The following is a 25941-nucleotide window of genomic DNA, read 5'->3' as shown; positions in this document are numbered from 1 at the left end:
ATGTCCCTCTTTAGCCCGGGAGTCTCAAAACAAAACACCGGCCAGCTTTCGCACAGGCCGGTGAAAACTTATTTGCTCAGGTGAACAAAGCGCCAACACTTTCGCCGGTGTGGATGCGCTTGATAGCCTCCGCAAACAGCGGAGCCACAGACAGAGGAGTAATTTTATCAATGCGCTTCTCATCGGGGATATCTACCGTATTGGTGACGATCACCGACTCAATACCGGAACTCTTGATCCGCTCAATCGCCGGACCACACAGCACTCCGTGGGTGGCTGCCGCATGAACACTTCTGACACCGGCGGCCAACAATGTATCGACGGTGGAAATCAACGTTCCTGCAGTAGAAATTTCGTCTTCAAAAATAATGGCGTCTTTACCTTTCACATCCCCAACAACAACGCCCTGCTTGACCTGCGTATCACTGACACGACGCTTATCAATAATCGCCATGGGCACATTCAGGCAAGAGGAGAACTTGCCAACTCGCTTGGCACCACCGGCGTCTGTAGCAACGGCAACCATATTGGAGATGTCGTGGTGATCCTTGATGTAGGCGGCCATAGGCGGTAATGCTGTCAGGTGGTCAACGGGGATATTAAAGAATCCGTGTACCTGATCTGCGTGCAAGTCCATGGTCAATACCCGGTTCGCCCCGGCAGTCTGCAGCAGGTCCGCAATCAATCGACCGGTAATGGAAATTCTTGGAGCATCCTTCTTGTCCGAACGGGCATAGGAATAATAGGGAATGACAACGGTTATCCGGCGGGCAGACGCACTGCGTAATGCATCAATGGCAATCATCAATTCCATGATATGATCACTGACCGGATGAGTGAAAGACTGCACAATGAAAACGTCCCTCTCCCGGACATTGTCCTGAATCTGAACGTGCAGGTTGTCGTTAGAGAAGCGGGAAACTTCCATCGGACTTAATTCCATACCAAGGTTTTGACTGATTTCCCTGGCCAGGGAAGGGTTGGAATTACCGGAAAATATTCTGAGGACGTCTTTCATGGTACTGTCTCGACTTACCTGCATGTGAAATGTTCGTTGACTTGACCCAGATAACCTGCTGATTTTTGCCATCAAGCAGACTGCTGGTATAAACGGCGCCTATTATGGCAGACTCCCCACAAATTTCATTCACCTCTATGCCTGAGTCTTAAATTCCATGGCCCTGAAATCGACAATTTTCAAAGCGACTCTTCATGTTGCAGATATGGACCGGAATCTTTACGGAGATTTTCCGCTAACCCTGGCCCGCCATCCATCCGAAACCGATGAACGCATGATGCTCAGGCTGGCAGTGTTCGCTTTTAATGCCAACGAACGGCTCCAGTTCACCAAAGGCCTGTCAACCCAGGATGAACCGGACCTGTGGATCAAGTCCTTAAGTGATGAGATTGAGCTGTGGATTGACCTCGGGCTTCCAGAGGAAAGCCGCATCAAAAAAGCCTGTGGACGAGCCAATGAAGTGATCATCGTAACTTACGGTGATCGGGCAGCACCCGTCTGGTGGCAGAAAATCAAAGATGACCTGGCCCGGTTTGATAATCTGAGGGTGCTTTCAATAAGTCAGTCTACCCTGGCAGAACTTGCCGCCATGGCACAACGCACGATGGATCTTCAATGCACTATCCAGGACGGCCAGCTTTGGCTCAGCGATAATGACAACAGCGTGTGCGTCGAATTACCTCAGCTACTCTAACGCTTCAACAGCTTCCTTGGCTTCTTTTAGACCAACATTGTATTTTTCGCGGTAGAGCTTGATCGCCTGAATCTTTTTACCACCATGGGCCAGTTTGCGGATATCTTCATCCGTTGCCAGATCAGCCGGAGGCACCACAACTCTGTTGATCTGGCCACCTTCCTTGCCACGCGAGCGAATGGCAAAAAACACCAAAATGACAGCCAAAACCACAGCACCAGCAGCCCAGGGATTAATATTTTCCATAACAGCCTCTACAGATGGATTAAAAACTCCTCCAATAATAGACACTATTTCAGGTATCGGCATTTATCCGACAGCTGCGACAAGACTGAGAACTGAGAACTGGGAACTGGGAACTGGGAACTGGGAACTGGGAACTGGGAACTGGGAACTGGGAACTGGGAACTGGGAACTGGGAACTAAACAGTATGCTGAAAGGATGAGCGGCCCTGCAATAGCTACAGAGCCGCTTACAGATATCAGTGCTTAGGCGCTTCTGCCGCCTCTTCACCTGCAGCAGCTTGCTGCTTACGGCGAACAGCCTCTGCATAAATAGCGTCAAAGTTGACCGGTTGCAACATCAGTGCAGGGAAGCTGCCTTTCACAACCATCGTGTCCACAGTTTCACGGGCATATGGGAATAACAGGTTGGGACAGAATGCTCCCAGCGTCTGAGCCAGTTGCTGAGGATTCAGGCCTTCAATCAGGAATACACCTGCCTGCTGAATTTCGACCAGGAAAGCAGACTTGTCATCGACTTTGGCTGTAATCGTCAGAGTCAGGATCACTTCCCACTGATTTTCGCTCAGTTGCTTGTTCTCAGTGTTCAGATCCATATTGACCTGAGGTTTCCATTCCTGTTGGAAAGTTGCAGGAGCATTAGGTGACTCAAAGGACAGGTCCTTCAGGTAGATGCGCTGCAATGCAAATTTGGGTTGTTGTGCGTTCTGTTCTTCAGCCATGAGCTTACCTTAGGTTTCAATACTCGATAATTCGGGTTTCAATACACGATAATTCGTTTAATTCAAAAACGTTCATAACGAACGTATTAAAAGTTTATTGTGCAGATTTCATAGACAAGACACCGGAAAGATGTTTCGCCCTGCTATTTTGGATTCCGGTTATTCTACCAGAACCGCATCCAGATTCCCGGTTCTCTCCAGTGCGTACAATTCGTCGCAGCCACCAATATGCTGATCGCCAATCCAGATCTGTGGAACTGTGCGTCGCCCGCTCCGCTCCATCATTTCGCCACGCTTGGGAGGATCAAAGTCCACTTTGATTTCCTCAAAGCCAACCTCTTTTGACTCCAGCAAACGCTTGGCCCGAATACAATAAGGACAGAACTGAGTCGTGTAAATGGTTACGGGTTTAATCTGAGACATTACTTCTTTCCAATCTGGCTCTCTGACTCTTACATTTCCAATCAAGCACCTAAGTTTCCAAATTGCGGATTAGGCAATTCAACCGGAATCAAGCTGTTTACTTCTTAGCCAGAGGAAGATTGGCGTTTTTCCATTCAACGACACCGCCTGAAAGGCGCTGGACATTGGTAAAACCAGCTCCAGTCAGAGTACGCACCGCCATACTGGAGTGCTGCCCCATCTTATCCGCAATGATGATGGTTTTGTCTTTGTGCTTCTCAAGTTCAGAGGCGCGCTCTTTCAAAGAGCTGAAAGGTATGAGAACAGAGCCGCGAATCACACCCTCGGAAGTTTCCTTCTTGTCACGAACGTCTACCACCACAGCCTGCTCTTTGTTCAGCATCATCACAGCCTGCTGAGGAGTCACCGCTTTCCCGCCACGCATACGCTCGGTAATAATCAACGCTACCACCAACGCCACAAATAACGAGCTGAGGATCCAATGATCCATCGCAAAAAATAGAAACTTCTCCATAACCTCTTCCACAGTAAAAATCCCGGGCATTATACACACCACGCCCCGGATTCAGAAGCTCCCACAAGGCTTAAACCCTATTTAATAACCCATAAAAGTGACAGACTGCATCTCCTCGCAGATAAATCCGGTTACTGTCATTACTGACAAATAGAGGCGAATTGCCCTCTGATCTGCTTACCGGCTATCGATATCATACAAAGAGACAATTGAACTGATCAGGACATTCCCTCTTAATCTGGGTAAAATACCCTGGCTCTGCAAAGTTTTATTCAGACACTAGACAGAGCCTATGTATTCCGGGGCCTTTAGCTGATTATTGATATCACATCTGAACAAACACACTCATCACTACCAACGATAAGAAAAATGAAATGGTTGAGAAAATGATTTTAATTTTTCGGAGTAAGACGGACCATGACAGACAAACGCGTACCAACTGCCCTCTTTATACTGGACGGCTGGGGCCACAGAGAAGAACTCGACAATAACGCCATCGCCCACGCAAACACCCCATTCTGGGACAAAATCTGGAAAGAGCAGCCACACACCCTGATTCACACTTCAGGAATGGCGGTCGGCCTGCCAGAAGGTCAGATGGGAAATTCTGAGGTTGGTCACATGAACCTCGGCGCAGGACGCATCGTTTACCAGAATTACACCCGAATCAATAAAGATATCGCCGAAGGAACCTTTGCCACCCAGCCAGCCCTGACGAACGCAATTGATCAGGCAACCAAAGCTGGTAAAGCCGTACATATTCTAGGCTTGCTTTCCCCCGGTGGCGTTCACAGCCACGAAGAACATATCTTTGAAATCTGCCGTGTGGCACAAGCCCGGGGCGCCCAAGAAGTTTATATCCACGCATTTCTGGACGGCCGGGACACCCCTCCTCGCAGCGCCGCCCCCTCTTTGGAAAAAGCTTCCAGACTACTGGCAGATCTGGGCTGTGGCCGGGTAGCCTCAGTTGTTGGACGCTACTTCGCCATGGATCGCGACAATCGCTGGGATCGCGTGCAACAGGCTTACGACTTACTGACACAAGGCAAAAGCGAATTTTCCGCCGAGTCCGCAGAACAGGCTCTGTCTGCCGCTTACGAGCGCGGAGAAGACGATGAGTTTGTCAAAGCGACCCGAATCCAGGCCGAAGGCGAAGCTGACGCTTACATCAAAGACGGTGACAGCGTTATCTTCATGAATTTCCGCCCGGACCGCGCCAGAGAACTGACTCGAGCGTTTGTCGACTCGGATTTCAGCGGCTTCGAACGCGCTACCCAGCCACAGCTGGCTGATTTTGTCATGCTCACGGAATACGCGGCAGACATCAAAACCACCTGCGCTTACCCACCCTCAACACTGGTCAATGGTATCGGCGAATACCTGTCCAATATCGGTAAAACCCAGCTGCGTATTGCCGAGACCGAGAAGTATGCCCACGTGACATTCTTCTTCAGCGGAGGCCAGGAAGCAGAATATAAGGGTGAAGACCGGGTGCTGGTACCTTCTCCAGATGTGGCCACTTATGATCTCAAGCCCGAAATGAGTGCGCCGGAAGTGACAGACAAGTTGGTTGAAGCCATCAAATCCGGCCACTATGACCTGATTGTCTGCAACTTTGCCAACGGCGACATGGTCGGGCACACAGGAAACTATGATGCGGCAATCAAGGCTGCCGAAGCTTTGGATCAATGCCTGCAGCGAGTATCCGATGCATTGAACGAAGTGGGCGGACAATGCCTGATCACCGCTGATCACGGTAATGCCGAGCAAATGGTCGATGAGAATGGCCACCCTCACACTCAACATACCACCGGGCCCGTTCCACTGGTCTACATTGGCCCAGAAAAAATATCCTTAAAGGATAACGGCAGTCTCTGCGATGTATCTCCGTCACTGCTGGCTTTAATGGATATTGATAAACCCGAGGAAATGACCGGCGAATCCCTGATTCAGGCTTCCTGATCGACCCGCATCCAAACTCTCCCCGGTTTCCAAATCGGGGAAGTTTGGTTATGCCACAATCTTCTTCTGATACTCCCTTTTGCTCATTACCTGCAAACTCCTCTATACTCCCACCGACACAACCTGACTCCTTATCCCACGAACATTACCGGTATTGTTGTTACTCTCTCATGCAGTTGTCATTTCGCCATTGTCTATTGTTTCTCTGCCTGAGTATCAGTCTGCCGGTGGATTCAGCTACTGACCCTTGGGAAGATCATGAGCTGCAGCAACAAAAGCTTGATGCACTGAAACAGAACATTTCCAAGCTACAGACCTGGATTGATGATGCCAGTGGCGAGCAAAGCCAACTGGAAAAAGACCTGCGTGCCACAGAAGAAAAGATCCAGACAAAAGTCCGCGAGATCAATGCCATTGAAGGCGATATCCGTGTCACTGAAGACAACATCAAAAAGCTGGAATCAGAAGAAAAAGAACATCTCTCCTCCCTCAACCAGCAGCAGGCCCTGCTGGGCAAACAGATCCGGGCCGCCTATGCCATGGGACAGGAACAAGGCATCAAGTTGCTGTTAAACGCTGAAGACCCGCTAAGACTGCAGAGGCTGATGAGCTACTACAGCTATCTGAATAAAGCCCGGGGCGAGCAGATTGACGAGTATCGGGAAACCATTGATAAGCTGAAACAGACACGGGCCGGCATTCTGGAACGTAACCAGGAGCTGATCAGCTACCGCAACAACCTGGCCAAAGCACGCGAAGGGCTTGAGGGACAAAGAAAGGACAGAGCCATAACCCTGGCTAAACTGACTAAAAGCCTCAGCTACAAGAAAAATGAACTGGTTCGCATGGAAAAGGACCGTCAACAGCTCGAAACACTTGTTCAGGAAGTCGAAAAAACCATATCTAACTTAGAGTTAACTCAGGATTCGGTGCCTTTTGCCAAACTCCGTGCTAAATTACCTTGGCCAACATCCGGAAAATTGCAAAGGAATTTCGGCCGTTCCGCCGGAGGCAAAAGCTACAGAATGCCGGGCGTCTTTTTTTCCGTGCCGGTTAACTCACCAGTCAAGGCAGTCCACCATGGACGTGTCGTCTTTTCCGACTGGCTCAGAGGGTTCGGCCTGCTCATGATCATTGACCATGGCGACGGCTACATGAGTCTCTATGGCTTCAATCAGGCTCTTCTTAAGGATACCGGGGATTGGGTAAATAGCGGCGAACTGATTGCCAGCGCCGGAAACAGCGGTGGACAGCAGGAAAGCGGGCTATACTTTGAGATACGGCATAAAGGAAAACCGGATAGCCCCACAAAGTGGCTTAAGTGAAGGGCTTCGTCCTGAGACGATGCGACAGGAAATCAACGAAAAGAGTGGTATCTAGAGTGAAAAGATTGACGATCGCAGGGGCTGTACTTGCCTTAACCTTACCTTATGGTGCCTGGGCAGAAGATCCTGCGAACACAGCCAATACCGAACAGGCCGACAACGCCCCGCAGGCGACACAACTGCCGGCGGCCCAACTTCCCCTGGACGACCTGCGCAAGTTTGCCGAAGTTTTTGACCGTATCAAGAAAGCCTATGTGGAAGACGTTGACGATACCACACTCCTCAACAACGCCATCCGGGGCATGCTTTCCGGGCTAGATCCTCATTCCTCCTACCTTGAACCAAGCGCCTTCGATGATCTCCAGGAGTCTACGACCGGAGAATTCGGGGGACTTGGCATCGAAGTCGGATTAGAGGATGGCTTTATCAAGGTCATTGCTCCTATCGATGATACGCCTGCACAAAAGGCCGGTATCGAAGCCGGAGACCTGATCATCAAGTTGGATGACAAGTCCGTAAAAGGCATGTCGTTAGAAGAAGCCGTCAGCAAAATGCGCGGCAAACCAGGGACGCCGATCAAACTGACCGTGGTAAAGCGAAATTCTGATACGCCTACCGACATCGAAGTATTGCGGGACGTAATCAGAGTGACCAGCGTGAAAAACCTCACCCTGGAACCAGGCTTTGGCTATGTGCGCATCACCCAATTCCAGGCACAGACCGGTGCTGAATTTGGTCGGGCCCTGGAAAGACTGAAAGAAGACAACCCCAGTGGTCTGAAAGGCGTGATCCTTGATCTTCGCAACAACCCGGGAGGCGTTCTCCAGGCGGCTGTTGAAGTATCCGATGCACTGCTGGATGAAGGTCTGATCGTTTACACAGACGGGCGCATCAAGAGCTCCAAACTCAGATTCACAGCGACTCCCGGCGACAAAATTGAAGGCGCTCCGGTCGTGGTGTTGGTGAACGGCGGATCAGCTTCTGCATCTGAAATTGTGGCCGGCGCTCTGCAGGATCACCACAGAGCCGTCATTCTCGGAACAGAAAGTTTCGGTAAAGGCAGTGTTCAGACCGTTCTGCCGCTTGATGAAGAATATGGCCTGAAACTGACGACTGCCCGCTACTTTACCCCCAGCGGACGCTCGATCCAGGCACTGGGAATTGTCCCTGACATCAAAGTTCAGCGCGCGACCATTACAGAACTTGAATCGCAACCCGTCTTTAAAGAGGCTGACCTTTCAGGACATTTGTTAAATGGTTCCGAGGGTGATTCTGGCAATTCTGAAAACTCAGACAACTCGGCAACCCAGGAAATCATCGCGAAAGATTTTCAACTTCGGGAAGCCCTCAACCTGCTGAAAGGTTTGAGCATCATGAAGCCGAAAACAACGGCACAAGGATAAAACCGGTTGAATTGCAAAACGGCCATACTCAGCCTTGGGCTGTCACTCCTGACAGCCCTTAATGTGGTTGCAAGTCCAGCCGGAGAGAAAAGCAATCCAGGGCAGGACACACCTCCGCCCACCATTGCCATTATCATTGATGATATGGGCAACTATAAGGACATGGGGCTGAGAGCCATCAATATTCCCGCCCCCATGACGTTTGCCTTCCTTCCTTTTCGTCCTTACACGGAAGAGCATGCACGCCTTGCCCATGCCAGCGGCAAGGAAATCATGCTGCACGCCCCCATGGAAAACACCAAAAGCCTGCCTTTGGGTCATGCCGGACTGACCAGTGATATGGACAGCCTGAAGATGGCAATTACATTCCGTAGAGCGATTCGTTCCATCCCTTATCTCAGTGGCGTCAACAATCACATGGGCAGCGCGCTCACTCAGAACCGCAGTGCCATGAATGTGCTGATGAAGGAATTGAGTTCCTACCCACTATATTTTGTCGACAGCCGAACGACGCCCATGACGGTTGCCTATGATGTGGCAACCGAACACGCGATTCCCTCTCTGGGTCGGGACGTCTTCCTTGACCACCTTATCACCACCAAAGCTATTGATTTTCAGTTCCAGCGACTTCTATCTATTGCCAGAAAAAACGGCACTGCCATCGCCATCGGCCATCCACACAAAGAAACCATCGAGTACCTGGAAAAAGCGATTCCCATGCTGGGCAAGGAAGGCGTGGCTATCGCCACGGTAAAAGGTATCTGGGCTATTCGTCATAATGCCATGAGCATGTTTAAGCCGAACCGGAAAGAGAACGCCCGGCTGATGGCTGTCTCATCTGTACGCGCTAAAGATAAAGATGACGATAGTGAAGAACCAACCCTCTGAGATTCGCGATTAACTGCTGACGCTCCCGCTCATTCAAAAACCGGCCAATCGGCACTGACTCATCACCACACTGCACATTGACCAATGGGTGTTTTGCCATATCCGTCTCAATAAGAATTCGGGTATGCAACCGGGGGAATGACCACTGCTGTTCAGGGGTGTTCATACCTCGCTGAATCAGCACTTCATAAGGGCTCAGTAACACCACCTCCTGAGAGGCACATTTTCGGCTGACATAGCGCAATGCCAGATACAGCACCAGCAATTCGGCACCACAGAAAAACACTACCAGAAACGCGCAGACCGCCAATGACAATATGGCAATCACAGCCGTTACCACGCCAATCAACGCGAGAAATACGCGATTTCCACGCCAGCCCGCAGAATTGTTGGGCGTTAGGACAAGGCGGGCACATGCCTCATTTTCACCCGGTGTCACCTTCAGCATCAGACGTACACCACATAGCCCCTCAGCGGTAGCTTGAGAGTTATTCACACCACCGCTAATTGCTTTTTTATGTTGCTTTTATTAGGCCTATTACACTTTAAGAGTAGTACGAAGAAAAGATGAAAGAGAGCAGAATCAATAACGAGGAATAAAAGAAAACAATGAAAAAAGACGAGGCGCGCTACAAGCGCACCTCAACTCCTTGATCGGCCATAAACTTTTTGGCTTCGGGAATACTGTATTCGCCGAAATGGAAAATACTGGCCGCCAGCACGGCATCTGCACCGCCCTGCTGAACGCCGTCCACCAGATGCTGGAGATTACCAACACCACCGGACGCGATGACAGGAACTGAAACCGCGTCACTGATCGCCCGAGTCAGCGACAGATCAAAACCGTTCTTGGTCCCGTCACGATCCATGCTGGTCAGCAGAATCTCACCGGCACCGTATTTGACCATCCGCTGCGCCCATTCCACAGCTTCCAGTCCAGTCGGTTTACGTCCACCGTGAGTAAAGATTTCCCAGCGATCCGGTTCACCTTCCGCAGATACTTTCTTGGCATCAATGGCGACAACAATACACTGGTTACCAAACCGGGCGGCGGCTTCTCCCACAAATTCCGGGTTAAACACCGCCGCGGTATTAATACTCACTTTGTCCGCGCCGGCATTCAGCATGGTGCGAATATCTTCCAGCTTGCGAATTCCACCACCGACCGTCAGCGGAATAAACACCTGACTGGCCATACGCTCGACAGTATGCACCGTGGTTCCACGATCTTCATGACTGGCAGTGATATCCAGGAACGTAATCTCATCCGCCCCCTGCTCATCATAACGTTTGGCGACTTCCACCGGGTCACCGGCGTCACGGATGTCGACAAATTGCACCCCTTTCACGACGCGGCCTTTATCCACGTCCAGACAGGGAATAATGCGCTTGGCTAATGACATCAGAAAATCCTCTCTACCTCAGCGAAATCAGGACGCTTGCGAATCGCAGTAGTCCTGGGCCTCTTTAACATCCAGAGTACCCTCATATATGGCTCTGCCGGTAATGGCCCCGACAATACCGGCATCAGAGACTTCCCGCAGCCGCTTGATATCATCCATATTGGTCACACCACCGGAAGCAATCACTGGCAAACCAGACACTTTGGCCAAGTGTGCCGTTGCCTCGACATTAACGCCCTGCATCATGCCGTCACGGGCGATATCGGTATACACGATTGAGGAGACACCCGCGTCCTTAAACTTCAGCGCCAAATCCGCCGCCTGTACGGTACTGATATCCGCCCAGCCCTCGGTAGCAACCCAACCATCTTTGGCGTCGATACCGACAATGATATGCCCCGCAAACTCCTGACAGGCCTGCTTGACGAATTCAGGATCTTTCACCGCCTTGGTACCGATAATAACGTACTGAACGCCCGCTTTGAGATAGTGTTCGATCGTGTCGAAATCGCGAATACCACCACCAATCTGAATCGGTAGATCGGGATATTTTCTCGCGATGGCCGAGACGATTTCGCCATTAACCGGCTCACCGGCAAAAGCACCATTCAGATCAACCAGATGCAGTCTGCGACAACCTGCTTCCACCCACTTTGAAGCCATGGATACCGGGTCATCAGAAAACACGGTGGAATCATCCATACGCCCTTGTTTCAAACGCACACACTTTCCATCTTTAAGGTCGATCGCAGGAATAATCAGCATAAAATCACTCTATCTGGTCGTTGGCCGGTGTTGTCATTTAGCAATATGGATTCTTGCTATCCATCCACCGGCATCATTGGGTTTCAGACAACATTTAAGACGTCTTCAGCAATCGCTCACAACGCAACGAGCGTTATAAACGACCGTTCCAGTTGGCAAAATTCTTCAGCAGCTGCAAACCGGCATGCTGGCTTTTTTCCGGGTGAAACTGGGCAGCAAAAATATTGTCTCTGGCGATGGCCGCCGCAAAATCCACACCGTAATGACAGGTACCTGCCACCGCATCAAAATTGGCCGCATCCACATAATAGGAGTGCACAAAATAAAAACGGTCGCCGTCGGTAATCTTGTGCCAGAGCGGGTGATCGTGGCTGTGAAACACTTCATTCCAGCCCATGTGTGGTACTTTCAGGCGCTCACCATTCTGCTCTTTCAGGTCCTGCCCGAAGAAACGTACTTCACCTTTAAAGATACCCAGGCCATCAACACCGTTGTTTTCTTCACTATGTTCCAGCATGGCCTGCATGCCGACACAAACTCCCAACAAAGGACGACCGGAAGCAACAACCTCATGCACCACACGATCAAACCCCAGACGACGGATTTCCGCCATGCAGTCGCGCATGGCACCAACGCCCGGTAACAGAACACGATCCGCTTCAGAGATAACGTTAAAGTCGTCCGTCACGATCACATGAGCCTCAGGGGCCACATGTTCCAGGGCTTTGGATACGGAGTGAAGATTTCCCATGCCATAGTCAATCACGGCAATGGTATTGGAAGAGACGCTAGAAGAAGTACCCATGTTGAGTCTTAATCCTGAATCAGAAAATTAGCAGGAGCCGGGACAACCGCCTTTCCTGAAGATACAGAAAGGTCGGCAAATATCCAGAACTTCAGAGGCTTAGCCAGGTTGTTGTTTTACCTGGTCATAGTGTTCCCTTGGTAGAGGGCATGATACCGCTCATCCGGGGATCCGGTTCGATCGCCATACGCACAGCACGACCAAACGCCTTAAAAACGGTTTCAATCTGGTGATGTGAATTACGGCCGCGAAGATTATCAATATGCAGGCTTACCTGAGCGTGATTAACGAAGCCCTGGAAGAACTCATAGAACAGATCGACATCAAAATTACCGATCACGGCACGGGTAAAGTCCACGTGCATTTCCAGTCCGGGACGACCGGAGAAATCAATCACCACTCTGGAAAGGGCTTCATCCAGCGGAACATAGGCGTGTCCATAGCGGCGAATACCTTTCTTGTCACCAATAGCTTGGGCAACGGCCTGGCCCAGGGTAATACCAATATCTTCCACTGTGTGGTGAGCATCGATATGCAGATCACCCTTGGCAACGATATCCAGATCAATCAAACCATGGCGGGCAATCTGATCCATCATGTGATCAAGAAATGGCACTCCGGTTTCAAACCGGGCCTTGCCGGTTCCGTCCAGATTTACAGAACAGGTGATTTGCGTTTCCAGCGTGTTGCGGGTTACTTCCGCCTTGCGCTCAGTCATTCATCGCTCCGGGCACAGTGAAAAAGGCGCATTATACCCGTTTCAATGCCTCTAGCCTACTCAGGAGCGCCCGCCAGATGCATGAAATCGACTATGATTGTCATGAATAAGAACTATGATCTCGTTGAGTCAGCACAGAAGAGCAATGCTGCCAGGCCAAAACACTGACAGCATCTCACTCGCCAGAAATCGATCATCGACAGAAAAATCGCGAGAAATCAAAAGAAATCGCCACCATTCAAAAGTAATCAGGTACCGAATTCTTTCTTCAGATTTTCAACGTAGGTATCAACCAGTGAGTTGAATTCATGTTTCACCACCGGGCTGATCGCCAGTTTCAGCAGTCCCGGCAATGGAAGCGTGAGTTCACCTTTGGTCTGGAATCTACACTCAGTGCCATCCCCTTTCTTCTGGATAGACCAGGAACCTTGCACAACACCATTCCCCTCCCCCTTGATGGGAGACCAAGTAATGCTACCGCGTTCCTTGTCAGCGCTGTACTGGCTGGCATAAATGGTCTGAATAGCGTGTTTATCGACGCCGATCTTTTTCATTTCCCAGCGATAAGTGTTATCGCCCAGATCTTCCAGTCTGTCGACTCGGGGGAAAAAGCTGGCGGACTTGGGTACGTCGGCAAGTAAATCAAAAACGGTGTCGTAGTCTGCCGCAACCTCAAAGGTACGACTGATTTCAATGGTGATACTGACGGCCACGAATTGCTCCTTCAAAACTTCAACTTATTATTTTACATACAGATCGCTGGCAGCAGACGCATTCAAAAGATCATCTGAGCCAACCCTTCTGCAGCATTATTGGTGCCGGGCTCTGGCTTGCGCTATTGATGTTTTTTCTTCAGAGTAGCACAGCCCAGATACCAGAGAGCCAATCCAGAACTTCCGTTTCTGGGCTCCCCCGAAATTAACGCCGACGGCGATAGTTTGCTACGCACACCCAGTGAAGTCCAGAAAGAGCATGACTGAAGTCTTAACCACTGCATTTACCCCGGAAAAATTCGCCGAAAACCTCCTGAACTGGTTCGACCAGCATGGCCGTCATGACCTGCCCTGGCAGCACCCCAGATCCCCATACCGAGTCTGGCTGTCTGAAATCATGCTGCAGCAGACCCAGGTCTCGACGGTCATAGGTTACTTCAACAAATTTGTGGAACGCTTCCCCCAAGTGGCCGATCTCGCCGCCGCCCCTGTCGATGAGGTGCTTGTTTACTGGGCAGGGCTTGGATACTACGCAAGAGCAAGAAATCTGCACAAAGCCGCCATCAAAGTAATGGAAGACTTTAACGGAGAGTTCCCCAAAGACACCGAGGCTTTGCAGTCTCTTCCAGGAATCGGACGCTCGACGGCCGGTGCAATACTGGCGCAGGCCTACAACATGAGAGAGCCGATCCTCGATGGCAATGTGAAACGGGTACTGGCACGTGTTGAAGGCATTCATGGCTGGCCGGGGCTCCCCGCCATTGAGAAGCAGCTCTGGAAGATTGCCGAGGTGTACACACCTGAAGACCGCGTTGTCGACTACACCCAGGCGATCATGGATCTGGGTGCAACCCTGTGTAGCCGAAGCAAACCCGCCTGCGAACGCTGCCCTTTTCATAGCGGATGTCAGGCGTACCAACTGAACGAAACAGCCGAACTCCCCACCCGCAAGCCCAAGAAAAAAATTCCTACCGTGGAAAGATATCTGTTGGTATTACAGGATCGGGACGGACGCTTCCTGATGGAACGTCGCCCGGCCAGTGGCATCTGGGGCGGCCTGTGGTGCTTCCCGGAAAGTGAAAAGGATGCAGCGCTGGAAAATACTCTGAGCGAGTGGCGCCAGCATTATTCCATCAAGAACGACTACGAACTGGCAGAACCGTTCAAGCACACCTTTTCTCACTACCATGTCATTCTGAAACCAGTACTCATCAATCTGGACAGCCCTCCCCCCTCCATCGGGGAAGACGGCATCACCTGGATGCACCTTGAACAAAAAGATCTGGCCCTGCCCGCCCCCATTGCTCAGTGGCTGGCCTCGGGCACGCTCAGTCAGAGACAATTGCTGTAATGGATGACCCGGCCTTATTTGCTATACTCCGAGGCCAGTCGATTCATAGCGCAACGTCCAAACATTCACCATCAACAGATAGACACAGGTAATTTTCATGGCACGTACTGTTTTCTGCAAAAAGTACCAGAAAGAGCTCGAAGGCCTGGACTTCCCTCCCATGCCCGGCGCCAAAGGCAAAGAGCTGTTCGAAACGGTGTCCAAACAAGCCTGGCAGGAATGGCTCAATCACCAGACCATGGTGATCAACGAAAAACACCTGAACCTGATGGATCCGGACACCCGCACCTACCTGACAGAGCAGATGGAAAAGTTCTTCAGCAACGAGTCAGTGGACAAAGCAGAAGGATATGTACCACCTTCTGAAAAATAAGCTTGACACCAAAACGGGAAGTAGGTTTAATACGCACCCGTTGCCGGTCAAGGCATCTGGTGTTCGGTCAAGCACCATTTAAATACATGACATTTGTGCCCAGATAGCTCAGTCGGTAGAGCAGGGGATTGAAAATCCCCGTGTCGGTGGTTCGATTCCGCCTCTGGGCACCACCTTTCAACCCCTTTATTTCCAAGGGGTTTCAGTCCTCAGAGCACTGTTTTTCTTCTCGATGTGTACACACTCTGCATACACACGAGGCTTCTTAATTTGAGTTTACCAATGCCATCTCCTGTTAAAGACAAACGTACAGGGACCTACTACGCTCGTGTTCGGGTTCCCGCAGATATCAGAAATACTCTCAACAAATCAGAAATCAAACGCTCTTTGAAGACTAAAGATCCAAATACTGCAAAGGCCAACTTCAGCCTTGCACTGGAAGAAATTCAACAGATTTTCACGGAGGTTCGCTTAAACGGTCCTCAAGCATCCCCCTCTGCCTCGTCGTTATCTCTCTATGATTGCAATGTACTTGCAGACCGATGGTTTAAACTGCAGCTCAAGAGCTTGGACGAATCAACTGATCCCTCTGTTTACAAGGAGTGGCTAATCTCATATGGGGAAAATGTTGACACAATCGACAGTGTGACAGAATTCATTGATGAATATGGCCCAACCCCTCTCTTGATGCGAAGACTACAGAGACACGCAAAGGAGATAATGAAGGGCTATGAATTACGCTCTTCTGACGACCTTCACAACCTAACTGAAGCCCTTAGCAAAAGAGTCGGGAAGTTGTCCAAGCATTGTCTTGAACGCTACCACGGAAACTACAAAGAAATCGTTGCGCCATTGGCTGATACAAAGCTGGCGCTGGACGCTCGTACAACAAAACTGTCAGAGGTCCTTGCAGATTACTGCGAGTATGCAAGCCTTACAGGAGACATCAGCCCCCAAACACTCGGAGAAACAAAAAGTTTCTTCTCTCTGTTTATGAACCACTATCGGGATATGGGAATTGAAAAGGTTGATAAGAAAGTCGCAACAGACTTCCGCAATCTTTCTCTGAAATTACCCAGTAGCCGGGGAAGCAAGCTTCAATCTATGTCTGTGACTGAGCGAATAGATTATGCGTCTCGTGAAGACTTACCAAGGCTATCTAAAAAGACAGTACGAAAGAATATTCGCCTGATAAGCTCTGTTTTCTCTTATGCCGTCGAACAGGGAATCATTGATACTAACCCATTCATTGGTATTACCAACAAACTAGGAACGAAAGACCATACGCCTCTGGAGAAAGACTACAAGCCTGAGCAGCTAAAGCGGATATTCACTTCAACAGTGTGGTCAGAAAAAGGCTGTCAGGAATCCCAAGCGCGATTTGGCGAGGCGGCCTATTGGCTCCCCCTCCTGCTCTACTATACAGGCGCACGACGTGAGGAAATCTGTCAGCTATACACTCATAACGTCAGGCAGATAGATGGCCTTCATGTGATTGAGATTACAAACGAGCTTGAGGACCAATCTGTAAAAACAAACAAAACTCGATTAGTTCCAATTCATGCAGATTTGATTGACTTAGGCTTTATAAAGTATTGCCAAAAGCAGGGCTCCGGTCGGATATTTCCCAAACTTAAAAGGACTCCCTCCGGTAAGTACGCCGTAGCCATTGGCAAATGGTTTAGCAACTACTTCAAAACTATCGGAATAGAAGGACGGGTATCCCCTCTTCACGGGTTTAGGCATACGTTTAAAACAATGTGTCGTCAGTGTGATATACCCGAAGAACTTCATGACACACTGACAGGCCACTCAAATCAAAGCGTAGGACGCTCATACGGCCATGTTCCAATGTCCACACTAAAGAAAGCTATAGACAAAGTCCCTTCGGTGACGATGTATATCAGAACGCTGCGAACAAGCTGAAGCTTTAATCCTTTTCGAGCCCTGTCAGACATACCAAGTCTGGCGGGCCGCTCCTCCACCAGAACCATACGTACTTTCCACATCAACGAAAGTTTAGTCTGGTCGTCCGTAAGGCCGATGGACAAGGAGTGACCATTTGTTACCATATCGCTCCGAATACGATCAGTGCAGCCGGAGACGCTGCCGACAATCCTACCGCTTTCTATTAATGCCATGACCACAAGGAGTCTGACATTGGCTATCTATCTCAATTTCAACAATCTCACCGTTAAAGGCAATGTAACCGCAGAAGGTTATAAAGACTGGATTCGCCTGGATAGCTTCAGCTTTGGTGTCAGCCGCCATATCACAATGGAAGCCGGACATATGTCCAACCGGGAAGCCACCCGCCCGAGCCTGACCGCCGTGTCGATCAGCAAACTGATGGATTCAGCATCTTCTAGTTTGTTCAAAGAATCTCTGACTGGTGACGCTGGCGTGAAGGTCATCATCGATGTGGTCCGCACCCACGCCGATAAGATTGAGAAGTATGTCAGCTATGAACTGGAAGACGTCATTATCAGCGACTACAAAGTAAGCGCTGGTGCTGAGTCAGCCCCTTCCGAAACGCTTTCTCTGAGCTACTCCAAAGTTACCATGAGCTACACCGCCGCAGACAGGGCCAACAAGGGCGCATCTCCTGAGCGTGTCGGCTACGACTTGGAAACCGGTAAGAAACTTTAAATCTCGAAAGACCATCAGCGGTTAATAGAAAGGAGATCGTCAGCACGATGAATGCACCCGCAAATGTCAAAGCCCCGGTCAGTCAGACCAGCCTTAATAACCACGGTTTCAAGCGTATGGTCGGCTTAGCCTCTTCAGGCTTTATTCTTTATTCCGACGGTCCCGAAAGCGGTATCGGCCACCGGATTTACATTCCCGCCGTTCTGGCGGAGTGGTTCGCCAGTCTTGTGAACCTACAAGGCCCTCAAACGGCTCATCGGGTGATGCGGGGAATGTCCCAGCTTTCATCCTCTGCACAAGGATTTCAAGCCTACAGCAATGCTCAGAACGCCTTTGAGCATTTTGTGATGGTAGAGAACCTGCGGATTACCTATATCGTCCTGCAAGATTACAGTCAGAAAGGTTTAAATCCGGGAGTGTATATCACTGATATAGACGTGGCCGAACACGCCAGCGGACACAAACCAGGGTTATATAGAGTTAAGTCAAAAGTTGAAAGATGGGAGTTATCAAAAAAACCGGCAAGCACTATCGCCACCTCTCACGCAGCTATCAACGGGCTAGCAGAAAGCATTGAACATGCAGCTCAAAAAACGATGCCCAGTATGATTGCGGCTGCCTATAAGGACGATGCCGCACGCCTGCAAAGCGAAGGGTACACCCTGGCCTACAACCCACCACCGTTATATCAACGTGGTTCAGAGTGGCGTACACCGGAACAGAAAGCCGTTTCTGGTGATCATACCGCTGCCATACTGGCAAAAGGATTGTACAACGCCCAGCTTCAACAAAAGGAAGTTCATTGGACTATTCACGGTGACGGGGCAACCTTGCTACTGAACGCCTTGAAGAAGTTGCCACCCAGGTTTAGTCTGGACAAGCACACGCTGTTTTTCGCGGCTCCTTCCCCGGTGATGAATGAACTGTTTACCGAAGTGGAAAATCGCCAAATGTCGTTAGCCAAAGACGTCATGAAGTTTCATAAAGACGACTGGCGGAGTGTCACTGTCAGAGCTTGGCAACAATACAAAGTGGGACAGCGATTGGCTGCGAAAGGTGGAGACCACGCGTTGACTGCTGAGATGCTGAAAGGTCAAGCCTGGACAGACGCAAAAGCGTTGAATAGTCTGATAAAGCCAGCGTATCAAGCTGGTGGCGGTCTTGGCGCTATCGGGCTGGCGATTGCTGCTGGAATGGAGCCAGGAGTGGCTATTGCTGTTGGCCTTGGTGGTGCGGAAGGATTGCGGAGAGCTTGCACTTCTCTGGTCTTCAATGCAGAAACTTATCGGAACCTGCTCGCCATGAACACGACTAATATGACCCTGAACCCACATTTTAACCCAACCATGAGCCCCACAGAATTTAACGCTCGTGCCCGAGTGCAACATGGTGGCGTTGTTAAATCTTTTGTTGCCTTAGTTCGGGAGTTGGGGAGTGTCTGGAGGAGACAATCCTAATGCAGTTCTTGCGCCGTCTTAAAGCCTCCAAGATGAACCCTCTAGGGCCGGATATCGCAAATGCTCCTTGGATGGCGTTTAATCTGTCAGGGACGGAACTACGGTTTCACTGCCCGCCTCATGAGCTTGCGGGAGACCAAGCTGTAACAGCCTCCCAGACCCTAAATATTTATCAGGATGATATCTACCAGCCTTGGGCAGGAGTTGAAGATAGAGGTATGTCTGCACACCTGTTATACACTGGTTGGAAATATTGGGATAGTCCTCTTGGGGATGGAGCCATAGGCTATGTAATGTTTGATGTTCATCTTCAAAGACGTCATCCGCATTATCGGAAAATCGACTCTTTACTCAAGGCAGCAGATACTAAGGCATGGATAATAAGATACTGCGACGATGTCTGGGGAGCGCTAAACCGTGAGTTATGGGAAGAGCGAGATAGTTTAGATAGCCCAGTCATTCCTGAAGAAGACTTTTGGCGTTTCCCTCAGTCTGCTGATGAGATCCGTAAGGTATCTTTCCAAGGCATGGATTGGTACTGTTTTATTGCGGAAATGACGCACGGGCCAAAACGCCACATTTGGAATCTTCCTATTTCAGATGACCATATACTGAATTTCCACTTTCAACCCAGCGCCCTGAACCGTGAATACTACGAGCCTGACCACGACCTAGACGGGGCAGTTGAAAAGACAGTCCAAGAGTTCATGTCTCACGTTCACGTCAAGCTAGCCCCTGACGCTCAACAGCGTTATGACGAAGTGATGGCCGAAGTTAATCAGGCCGGGTGAGCTATAACAGCATTAACGGAAAGAGGGACGGAAGGCCCAGCTAAACGCCTTTCTTTCCGTTTCCCCTACAACATGCATTGTTAGAATAACCTATTACTATCAATCAGACATTGAGTTTCAAAGACCGTAACTTGCCGCACAAGAAAACTTAGCTTTTCGAGACTTTTCTGTTGTTGGAGGGGTTGACATTGTTTATCGTAGTCAAGGTGAAAGGCCCCACCAGTAGTGAGGCCCTTCAGGGGGTTGCTGGCCTATCCTAGCAAGATATCCGCCAGCGACTAGACAAAGGCCCGTAGAGAGCCTTCGTATAGTTGTAGTTAACGATATCACGCGAGTTGAATTGTTGCCACAATTGTAATACAAAACCGAAATCGGGAAGGCTCTCTACGATTCCAATCAGGAGGTTTTCCTAATGGAAAACAATGATCTACGTGAGCCAAGCCCTACTTGTATTCGAACTCGATTCAGTATATCCGTTGCAGGAATACAGCTTGAATTCGAGCGATGTCGACCGTATCACGCAACTACTAGTGGTTCAAGGCCGCTGTGGAATGGCATCCAGAAGTGGCTGAGGCGTGGGTAAGTTAGCAATACTACCGAGCGGTCTATCTGGCCGCTCTTCCTAGTTTTCAACGAATTTCAAATCTGAGAGATCTAATTGCCTTCTTGAAGAAGACTTAAGCCATGTCTTAAAGTATAGGGCCATAAGTCTTCTACTACAGGAGAATCATTTATGCTCTCAAATGAAGCGATTGAAGCAGCCAAAACCGAGACTAAATACGGTACTGACAGTGCTCATCATGAACACAACGACTGTATCAGAATGGCTTACCAATGGTTAGACGCCCAGACAAGGACCAAGGGCAAAATGCGGAAAATTTACCCGCTGAAGCATCTCATCGAGAAATGGGCTGGCCGTTACGTATCTGCATCAGATGTTGCAGTAGCGGCAACTATGCATCCTGATATCTACGGTGAATACCCTTTCTTCAATATTAGCTCCCGACTTACAGAACCTTCCACTAAAAGGCTTGAAGGGATCTCAGAAGCCTTCAGACATTCCTACAGAGAAAGATTTGATGCGACGGCATACAAGGCCCATGAGTGAGTTTATTTGCTTATAAAGCCACTCAACTCTGACATTAAGTCTCACCCTAGAATTGGTCGCCACATAATTTGAGCGATATGTGATCTGCACTCTCCATTACCTCTTGACCCGCCCTAGATCAACCTAGGGTTTTCATCTATTGAACCGTAATGGTATCTCCCTTTTAATCGTCGCCGACGAATGAAACGGAATATTTTGACAGGGTAGTCGTTGTTACTTTTCAAAGGCTTAGTCGTACCTTCTCAATATGGACGTTACATCTCGTCGTTAGATTATTTTATCTATCTAACCGCATAGGGATATTACATGAAGCGACCTTCTACAGGCCTGCCTGCACAGGTTATGGCCTTTCTTTGTGCATTGCTTGTCACCCTGACATCCAATGCCGCCAATCCACTCAGTGTGGACGCATATCTGTCCAACGAATCTTTATCCAACGGTGAGGATATCGAAGGATTCACCAGCACTCTCAAATGGCGGGTCAAAGAGTTTTCTCTGCCCGGTACTGGGTTGAATATTGATCTTTACCGGTCCTACGGCTACACCACAGGACTGGGAACTTTGGGACTGTGGCACATTGAGACGCCCCGCGTAGTCCTCAATGCCTCCTTTGACTATGACAAGAACTGTGACCGTATTTCCTGTCGTAATGATGGGGTTTGGAAAATCGGCACAGCACGTCTGGAGATCCCCGGCCATAAACCTCTCTCGTTAGTGAAATCAAAAACAGAAGACGGAACTTTTGTTTCGGTTAACGGCCAATATGGCTGGAAAGTCACATGGTCCATCTCTGATGATAAGCTCACCATGACCGGTTATGCTCCCAATGGCTTGGTATACCGCTTTGATTATCTTGATAACGACATTTCTAAGAAGGGCATAGCCACTCGTGCCATACACGCTTCCAAAGTATCTGACCCTTATGGCAACTATCTGGCCTATTCCTACACGCGCACGCGGTCTGAAGACTCAAAGCTGACTGACAGCATTTGGCAAAGTATCGTACTGCCGAACAGTATTACGGCGTCCGATGGCCGAAAGGTGACTTTCAGCTATAAAGACATTGAAGACTTCTGGACCAAATCCAAACGCAAGCTCGACAAGATCACAGTCCACGAATCTACCGGCAACCGTGTCTGGAGCTACGAGTACAGCCGATGGTCACACTCTGCACCGGTCGAACTTAAGCGCGTTAGACGCCCTGACGGGTTGAGCTGGTATTACACCTGTTCACTGACCAGCAGCCATCCCCGCGAACATCGCCTTTCCTCTGTAACGGTGCCCCATGGTGCGAAGATAAGTTATCACTATGACTACCAGCATGAGCTGGATTTTGGGCGAGTTGGGGTGTCTAAACGTATTCTTTCTATAGAAGGAAAGGATGACTTTATAACCACCTATTCCTATGACAAGGACGGTAATTGGCTGAAATTTATTTCTTCTAATCCCCTGTCGACCAAGATTACCACTTTTCATAATGACAAATCGAAGCTGTACTACCGAGGAAAGATTGCCAAGGAACAGGTGTTCAATAAAGCCTCGGATTCTCAGCCCTTGAGAACCACTGAGTATTCCTACAATAAGTGGAGTGCTATTGGTGACCACGACTATCTGGCCAATCCTGTACGTCTGACTCGCATCAAGGTTGATGGTCTGTTGGAAACTCTCTATTCCAACTTTAACAGTCACTATCAGGCACGGACTGTGACCGAACGCTTGGGGGACACTTCTCGCATCACCACTTTGACCCTTGAGAATAAGATAGGTGACGGTCGCCGTTACATCGGCTTACTAAGAAAGAAATCGGTAGATGTCGGGATTGGTAGCCATCCAGAAACGATTGTTGCTACCTACCAATACAACAACAAAGGGCGAATTGTCCGTAAAGTGGAGAACGGCCTTGAAGAGCGCTACGACTACCACACCTCTGGCAAGCACACAGCGGGATTACTGGCCAGCCTTTACTATACGAATCATCTCGGAGAGCAGGTTGTCCAATACCCGACCTATTACCGGGGAATTGCCACTGAGGAATCTCTTCCAGAGAGAACGATTCGTCGAACAGTCGATGATCGGGGATTGATCACCTCTGAAAGTGATGGCGCAGAGAATTACACCTCCTATACCTATGATGCGATGGGGCGTGTTCGTAGCGTCCAACAACCCGAACGGACCAAGCAAATTATCACATACACCAAAAACGCCATCACGTTAAAACGTGCGGGCTCCACATTCCAGCAAGTGGTGACTTTGGACGGCTTGGGGCGGTCAATACGAACGGACAACGAGCTGAACGGCGAAAGATTAAACTTTCTGATTACGACTTATGACGGATTAGGCAGAAAAACCTTTGAGTCTCATCCGATGGACAGAAGCAGTAATGAAGCAGGGGTCAAGTACACCTATGATGCCTTAAGTCGCATCACCCAAATGCAGGACACAGGACGGGGCACGATGGCTGGCTATTGTTATGGCTTGAGTTGTGTTTCTGGTGCTTTACCTTCAGACACTCTGAACGCTGCCAAAGCGGCAGGTGCACGTTATGCCATTACCGAAACCAATCTGATAGACGGGAAGTTCTATAAAACACACTATCTGAAGGCGGGCTTCGGTGGATACGGTTACCTCTACGATGTTCTGGTGTATCGCGTTATTGACCAACAGGGCAATGCTCAGGTGACCAAGTTCCAAAGGAATAAAGCGGGATTGGTGCAAAAAGTCACGCAGGACGGTGTTTCTCGGAGCTACACCTATTATGCTGGGACAGATCGAATCAAAATGATCAATGAGCCAGAGCGTCAGCCCATCACTTACACCTACGATGAATCAGGTAACCTCCGAACCGCTCTAATCGAGGGACAGGGGAGAATCAAGTATTACTATGATGCGCTGAACCAATTGCAAAAAGTCGACTACCCATCAGGCCATGATGTTTGGTTCCGGTATCATGCCAATGGCTTGCTCAGCTATGCCAAGAAGGGCCTGACAGCAAGGACCTATGACTACTCGGCGTCTGGCGATCTCATCAGTGAGAAACTGAAAGTTGATATTGATGGACCAGAGTACTACACACTTGCCTATCAATATGATGATGACGGCCAGTTGGAGAAGATCACCTACCCTAACCAGTTTTTCCTGGAGTACGATCTGGACGATGCGGGACGCCCCTTGGCGCTTCATTCACCGGAAGGCACACTGATCTCTGACGTTGATTACAGCTATACCGGTATTACCAAGACATACACTTATGCCAATGGAATGAAGGTCTCCCAGGCCTCAGATAAAGCGGGACGGATCACTGCAATCAACAGCAATCTCGGGTCCACTGTTGTGACCAGTCAAGCCTACAGTTATGACGGACACAACAATGTGACGTCCATCATTGATCACCACGACTCTGCCAACAGTTTTAACGACATCAAATATGACGGCCTTTCCCGTTTTATTAGTGCCGATTGTCCCTGGGGAGATTGTGGGGCTCGTTACAACAGTCGTGGAGACATCTTGAGCAAGTCCATGGGAACTTTAGGATCACTGAAATATTTCTATGATTCCGATACCAACAGGTTGGACCACACGACCGGAACCAATTACCAATTCAAGTATGACGATTTCGGGAATGTGACGGACAATGGCCGTTTTGACATGACCTATGATCATTCCGGTGACATGCTCAGCATTGTCTCAAAGAGCGGCGATATTGATATCGATTACGAATATGACGCCCACAATCTGCGTACTATCGAAATCCACGGCGATAAAGCCATTATTCAGGTCCACTCCAAAGACGGAAGTGTGCTTTATGAAGAGAATCTGCTGGAGGACACGGCGACAAACTATGTGTATTTTGACGGCAAGATGATCGCGGAGATCGAACGGGATTTTCAAGCAGAATACACCTGTGAGGCAGGCTGGATCTTGGATGGCGATACCTGCACCAAAACGGTGTTTGCAGAACCAACGGAAGGTTGCTCTGAAAACCTGTCAATTTCAAACGGAATTTGCCGATGGGAAGAAACAAGGGCGGCTAACCGCCGATGCCCTGTTGACTATGAGTATCCTTGGGGGATTTTCTGCAGCCCCGAACAAAAGGTCCAAGTGTACTACTGTGACCCCGGATATATGAGATCGGGCAAAGAGTGTTTCAAACTTCATATCGAGCCAATCATCCTATCTTGCCCCACGGACTATAGCCTGACCGGTAATAATTGTGCGAAAACGCAAATCAAAGCCGCAATCAGGAAGTAGCCTAAGGAGATCTCATAAATGGAAATTCTAGCAAAACTTAAATACTCGCTGTGTCTGACACTGACTGTTCTGATGCTGTTGGTCAGCGCTCAGGCTCAGTCAGAAGCCCGCATCACGTTCTATCATCACGACAACCTGGGCTCGCCTATTGCTGCCAGTGACAGAGACGGCAATGTTTTATGGCGGGAGACTTACGCTCCTTTTGGGCAAAAGACGGTAAACGACAGCGCCGCTGAAGAGGAACGTGTCGGCTACACCGGGAAACTGCATGATAACGATACGGGTCTGACGTATCTGAACGCCCGTTACTATGACCCTGTGGTCGGGCGGTTTATGGCGATGGACCCTGTAGGGCCGCTTGAGGGTGG

The 25941-nt window shown here is 49.6% G+C and carries 25 protein-coding genes and 1 tRNA gene; 15 read left to right on the top strand and 11 right to left on the bottom strand.

Going from position 1 to position 25941, the window contains the following annotated elements:
- Positions 1-76 precede the first annotated feature (76 nt).
- Positions 77-1018, bottom strand: a complete 942-nt coding sequence (locus tag F566_RS0115340; RefSeq protein WP_020407887.1) for a ribose-phosphate diphosphokinase — start codon at positions 1016-1018, stop codon at positions 77-79.
- A gap of 157 nt (positions 1019-1175) precedes the next feature.
- On the opposite strand from F566_RS0115340, the gene F566_RS0115335 reads away from it, so the two are divergent.
- Positions 1176-1712 (top strand): YaeQ family protein, encoded by a 537-nt coding sequence (locus tag F566_RS0115335; protein ID WP_020407886.1) that lies wholly within the window; start codon positions 1176-1178, stop codon positions 1710-1712.
- Here the strand turns inward: F566_RS0115335 and F566_RS33035 are convergent.
- The 4 genes from F566_RS33035 to F566_RS0115315 all read right to left on the bottom strand — a co-directional run bounded on the left by F566_RS33035 (position 1704) and on the right by F566_RS0115315 (position 3644).
- Positions 1704-1958, bottom strand: coding sequence for a ribosomal protein L7/L12 (locus F566_RS33035; RefSeq protein ID WP_020407885.1), 255 nt, complete (start codon positions 1956-1958; stop codon positions 1704-1706). The genes F566_RS0115335 and F566_RS33035 overlap by 9 nt on opposite strands.
- A 236-nt stretch (positions 1959-2194) precedes the next feature.
- Positions 2195-2677, bottom strand: a complete 483-nt coding sequence (gene secB, locus F566_RS0115325) for a protein-export chaperone SecB (protein WP_020407884.1) — start codon at positions 2675-2677, stop codon at positions 2195-2197.
- Positions 2678-2836: 159 nt separating this feature from the next.
- Positions 2837-3100, bottom strand: coding sequence for a glutaredoxin 3 (gene grxC / locus F566_RS0115320; RefSeq protein ID WP_020407883.1), 264 nt, complete (start codon positions 3098-3100; stop codon positions 2837-2839).
- 97 nt (positions 3101-3197) lie between these two features.
- Positions 3198-3644, bottom strand: a complete 447-nt coding sequence (locus F566_RS0115315; RefSeq protein WP_020407882.1) for a rhodanese-like domain-containing protein — start codon at positions 3642-3644, stop codon at positions 3198-3200.
- A gap of 387 nt (positions 3645-4031) precedes the next feature.
- Here F566_RS0115315 and gpmI point away from each other — a divergent pair, with 387 nt between their 5' ends.
- From gpmI to F566_RS33030, 4 genes are all read left to right on the top strand, one after another.
- Positions 4032-5576, top strand: coding sequence for a 2,3-bisphosphoglycerate-independent phosphoglycerate mutase (gene gpmI, locus F566_RS0115310; protein ID WP_020407881.1), 1545 nt, complete (start codon positions 4032-4034; stop codon positions 5574-5576).
- A gap of 170 nt (positions 5577-5746) precedes the next feature.
- A complete protein-coding gene (locus F566_RS0115305; protein ID WP_020407880.1) occupies positions 5747-6901 on the top strand; it encodes a murein hydrolase activator EnvC family protein in 1155 nt (384 codons plus the stop codon).
- A 56-nt stretch (positions 6902-6957) separates the two neighbouring features.
- Positions 6958-8304, top strand: a complete 1347-nt coding sequence (locus F566_RS0115300; protein ID WP_020407879.1) for a S41 family peptidase — start codon at positions 6958-6960, stop codon at positions 8302-8304.
- Positions 8305-8310: 6 nt separating this feature from the next.
- On the top strand, positions 8311-9192 hold the full coding sequence (locus F566_RS33030) for a divergent polysaccharide deacetylase family protein (RefSeq protein ID WP_020407878.1): 882 nt from the start codon (positions 8311-8313) through the stop codon (positions 9190-9192).
- Here the strand turns inward: F566_RS33030 and F566_RS0115290 are convergent.
- From F566_RS0115290 to F566_RS0115265, 6 genes are all read right to left on the bottom strand, one after another.
- Positions 9152-9688, bottom strand: coding sequence for a DUF2244 domain-containing protein (locus tag F566_RS0115290; RefSeq protein WP_245555260.1), 537 nt, complete (start codon positions 9686-9688; stop codon positions 9152-9154). The two genes, F566_RS33030 and F566_RS0115290, sit on opposite strands and share 41 nt — an antisense overlap.
- A gap of 133 nt (positions 9689-9821) precedes the next feature.
- Complete coding sequence (hisF, locus tag F566_RS0115285) at positions 9822-10595, bottom strand: imidazole glycerol phosphate synthase subunit HisF (protein ID WP_020407876.1); 774 nt, start codon at positions 10593-10595, stop codon at positions 9822-9824.
- Positions 10596-10622: 27 nt separating this feature from the next.
- A complete protein-coding gene (hisA, locus tag F566_RS0115280) occupies positions 10623-11360 on the bottom strand; it encodes a 1-(5-phosphoribosyl)-5-[(5-phosphoribosylamino)methylideneamino]imidazole-4-carboxamide isomerase (protein WP_020407875.1) in 738 nt (245 codons plus the stop codon).
- A 133-nt stretch (positions 11361-11493) separates the two neighbouring features.
- Complete coding sequence (hisH, locus tag F566_RS0115275; protein WP_020407874.1) at positions 11494-12165, bottom strand: imidazole glycerol phosphate synthase subunit HisH; 672 nt, start codon at positions 12163-12165, stop codon at positions 11494-11496.
- A gap of 124 nt (positions 12166-12289) precedes the next feature.
- Positions 12290-12883 (bottom strand): imidazoleglycerol-phosphate dehydratase HisB, encoded by a 594-nt coding sequence (hisB, locus tag F566_RS0115270; protein WP_020407873.1) that lies wholly within the window; start codon positions 12881-12883, stop codon positions 12290-12292.
- Between the two features lie 248 nt (positions 12884-13131).
- Complete coding sequence (locus tag F566_RS0115265) at positions 13132-13596, bottom strand: SRPBCC family protein (RefSeq protein WP_020407872.1); 465 nt, start codon at positions 13594-13596, stop codon at positions 13132-13134.
- Positions 13597-13855: 259 nt separating this feature from the next.
- Here F566_RS0115265 and mutY point away from each other — a divergent pair, with 259 nt between their 5' ends.
- The 10 genes from mutY to F566_RS0115215 form a co-directional block, all read left to right on the top strand.
- Positions 13856-14947, top strand: a complete 1092-nt coding sequence (mutY, locus tag F566_RS0115260) for an A/G-specific adenine glycosylase (RefSeq protein ID WP_020407871.1) — start codon at positions 13856-13858, stop codon at positions 14945-14947.
- A gap of 97 nt (positions 14948-15044) precedes the next feature.
- Complete coding sequence (locus F566_RS0115255; RefSeq protein WP_020407870.1) at positions 15045-15320, top strand: oxidative damage protection protein; 276 nt, start codon at positions 15045-15047, stop codon at positions 15318-15320.
- 97 nt (positions 15321-15417) lie between these two features.
- A tRNA-Phe gene (locus F566_RS0115250) sits at positions 15418-15493 on the top strand.
- Between the two features lie 109 nt (positions 15494-15602).
- Positions 15603-17246 (top strand): DUF6538 domain-containing protein, encoded by a 1644-nt coding sequence (locus tag F566_RS0115245; RefSeq protein ID WP_020407869.1) that lies wholly within the window; start codon positions 15603-15605, stop codon positions 17244-17246.
- 234 nt (positions 17247-17480) lie between these two features.
- A complete protein-coding gene (locus F566_RS0115240; RefSeq protein ID WP_020407868.1) occupies positions 17481-17969 on the top strand; it encodes an Hcp family type VI secretion system effector in 489 nt (162 codons plus the stop codon).
- 47 nt (positions 17970-18016) lie between these two features.
- Positions 18017-19426 (top strand): hypothetical protein, encoded by a 1410-nt coding sequence (locus tag F566_RS0115235; RefSeq protein WP_020407867.1) that lies wholly within the window; start codon positions 18017-18019, stop codon positions 19424-19426.
- Positions 19426-20217, top strand: coding sequence for a hypothetical protein (locus tag F566_RS0115230; protein ID WP_020407866.1), 792 nt, complete (start codon positions 19426-19428; stop codon positions 20215-20217). The genes F566_RS0115235 and F566_RS0115230 overlap by 1 nt, the downstream gene beginning before the upstream one ends.
- Positions 20218-20950: 733 nt before the next feature.
- Complete coding sequence (locus F566_RS0115225; RefSeq protein ID WP_020407865.1) at positions 20951-21325, top strand: hypothetical protein; 375 nt, start codon at positions 20951-20953, stop codon at positions 21323-21325.
- A 306-nt stretch (positions 21326-21631) separates the two neighbouring features.
- Positions 21632-25573, top strand: coding sequence for an RHS repeat domain-containing protein (locus F566_RS0115220; RefSeq protein WP_020405087.1), 3942 nt, complete (start codon positions 21632-21634; stop codon positions 25571-25573).
- A gap of 18 nt (positions 25574-25591) precedes the next feature.
- A partial coding sequence (locus tag F566_RS0115215) for an RHS repeat domain-containing protein (protein ID WP_020405093.1) occupies positions 25592-25941 on the top strand: 350 nt, incomplete at its 3' end.

The organism is Hahella ganghwensis DSM 17046, from assembly GCF_000376785.1.
Taxonomy (GTDB): Bacteria; Pseudomonadota; Gammaproteobacteria; order Pseudomonadales; family Oleiphilaceae; genus Hahella; species Hahella ganghwensis.
The sequence above is the reverse complement of the archived record's forward strand: the minus strand, read 5'-3'. Positions and strand labels throughout refer to the sequence as shown.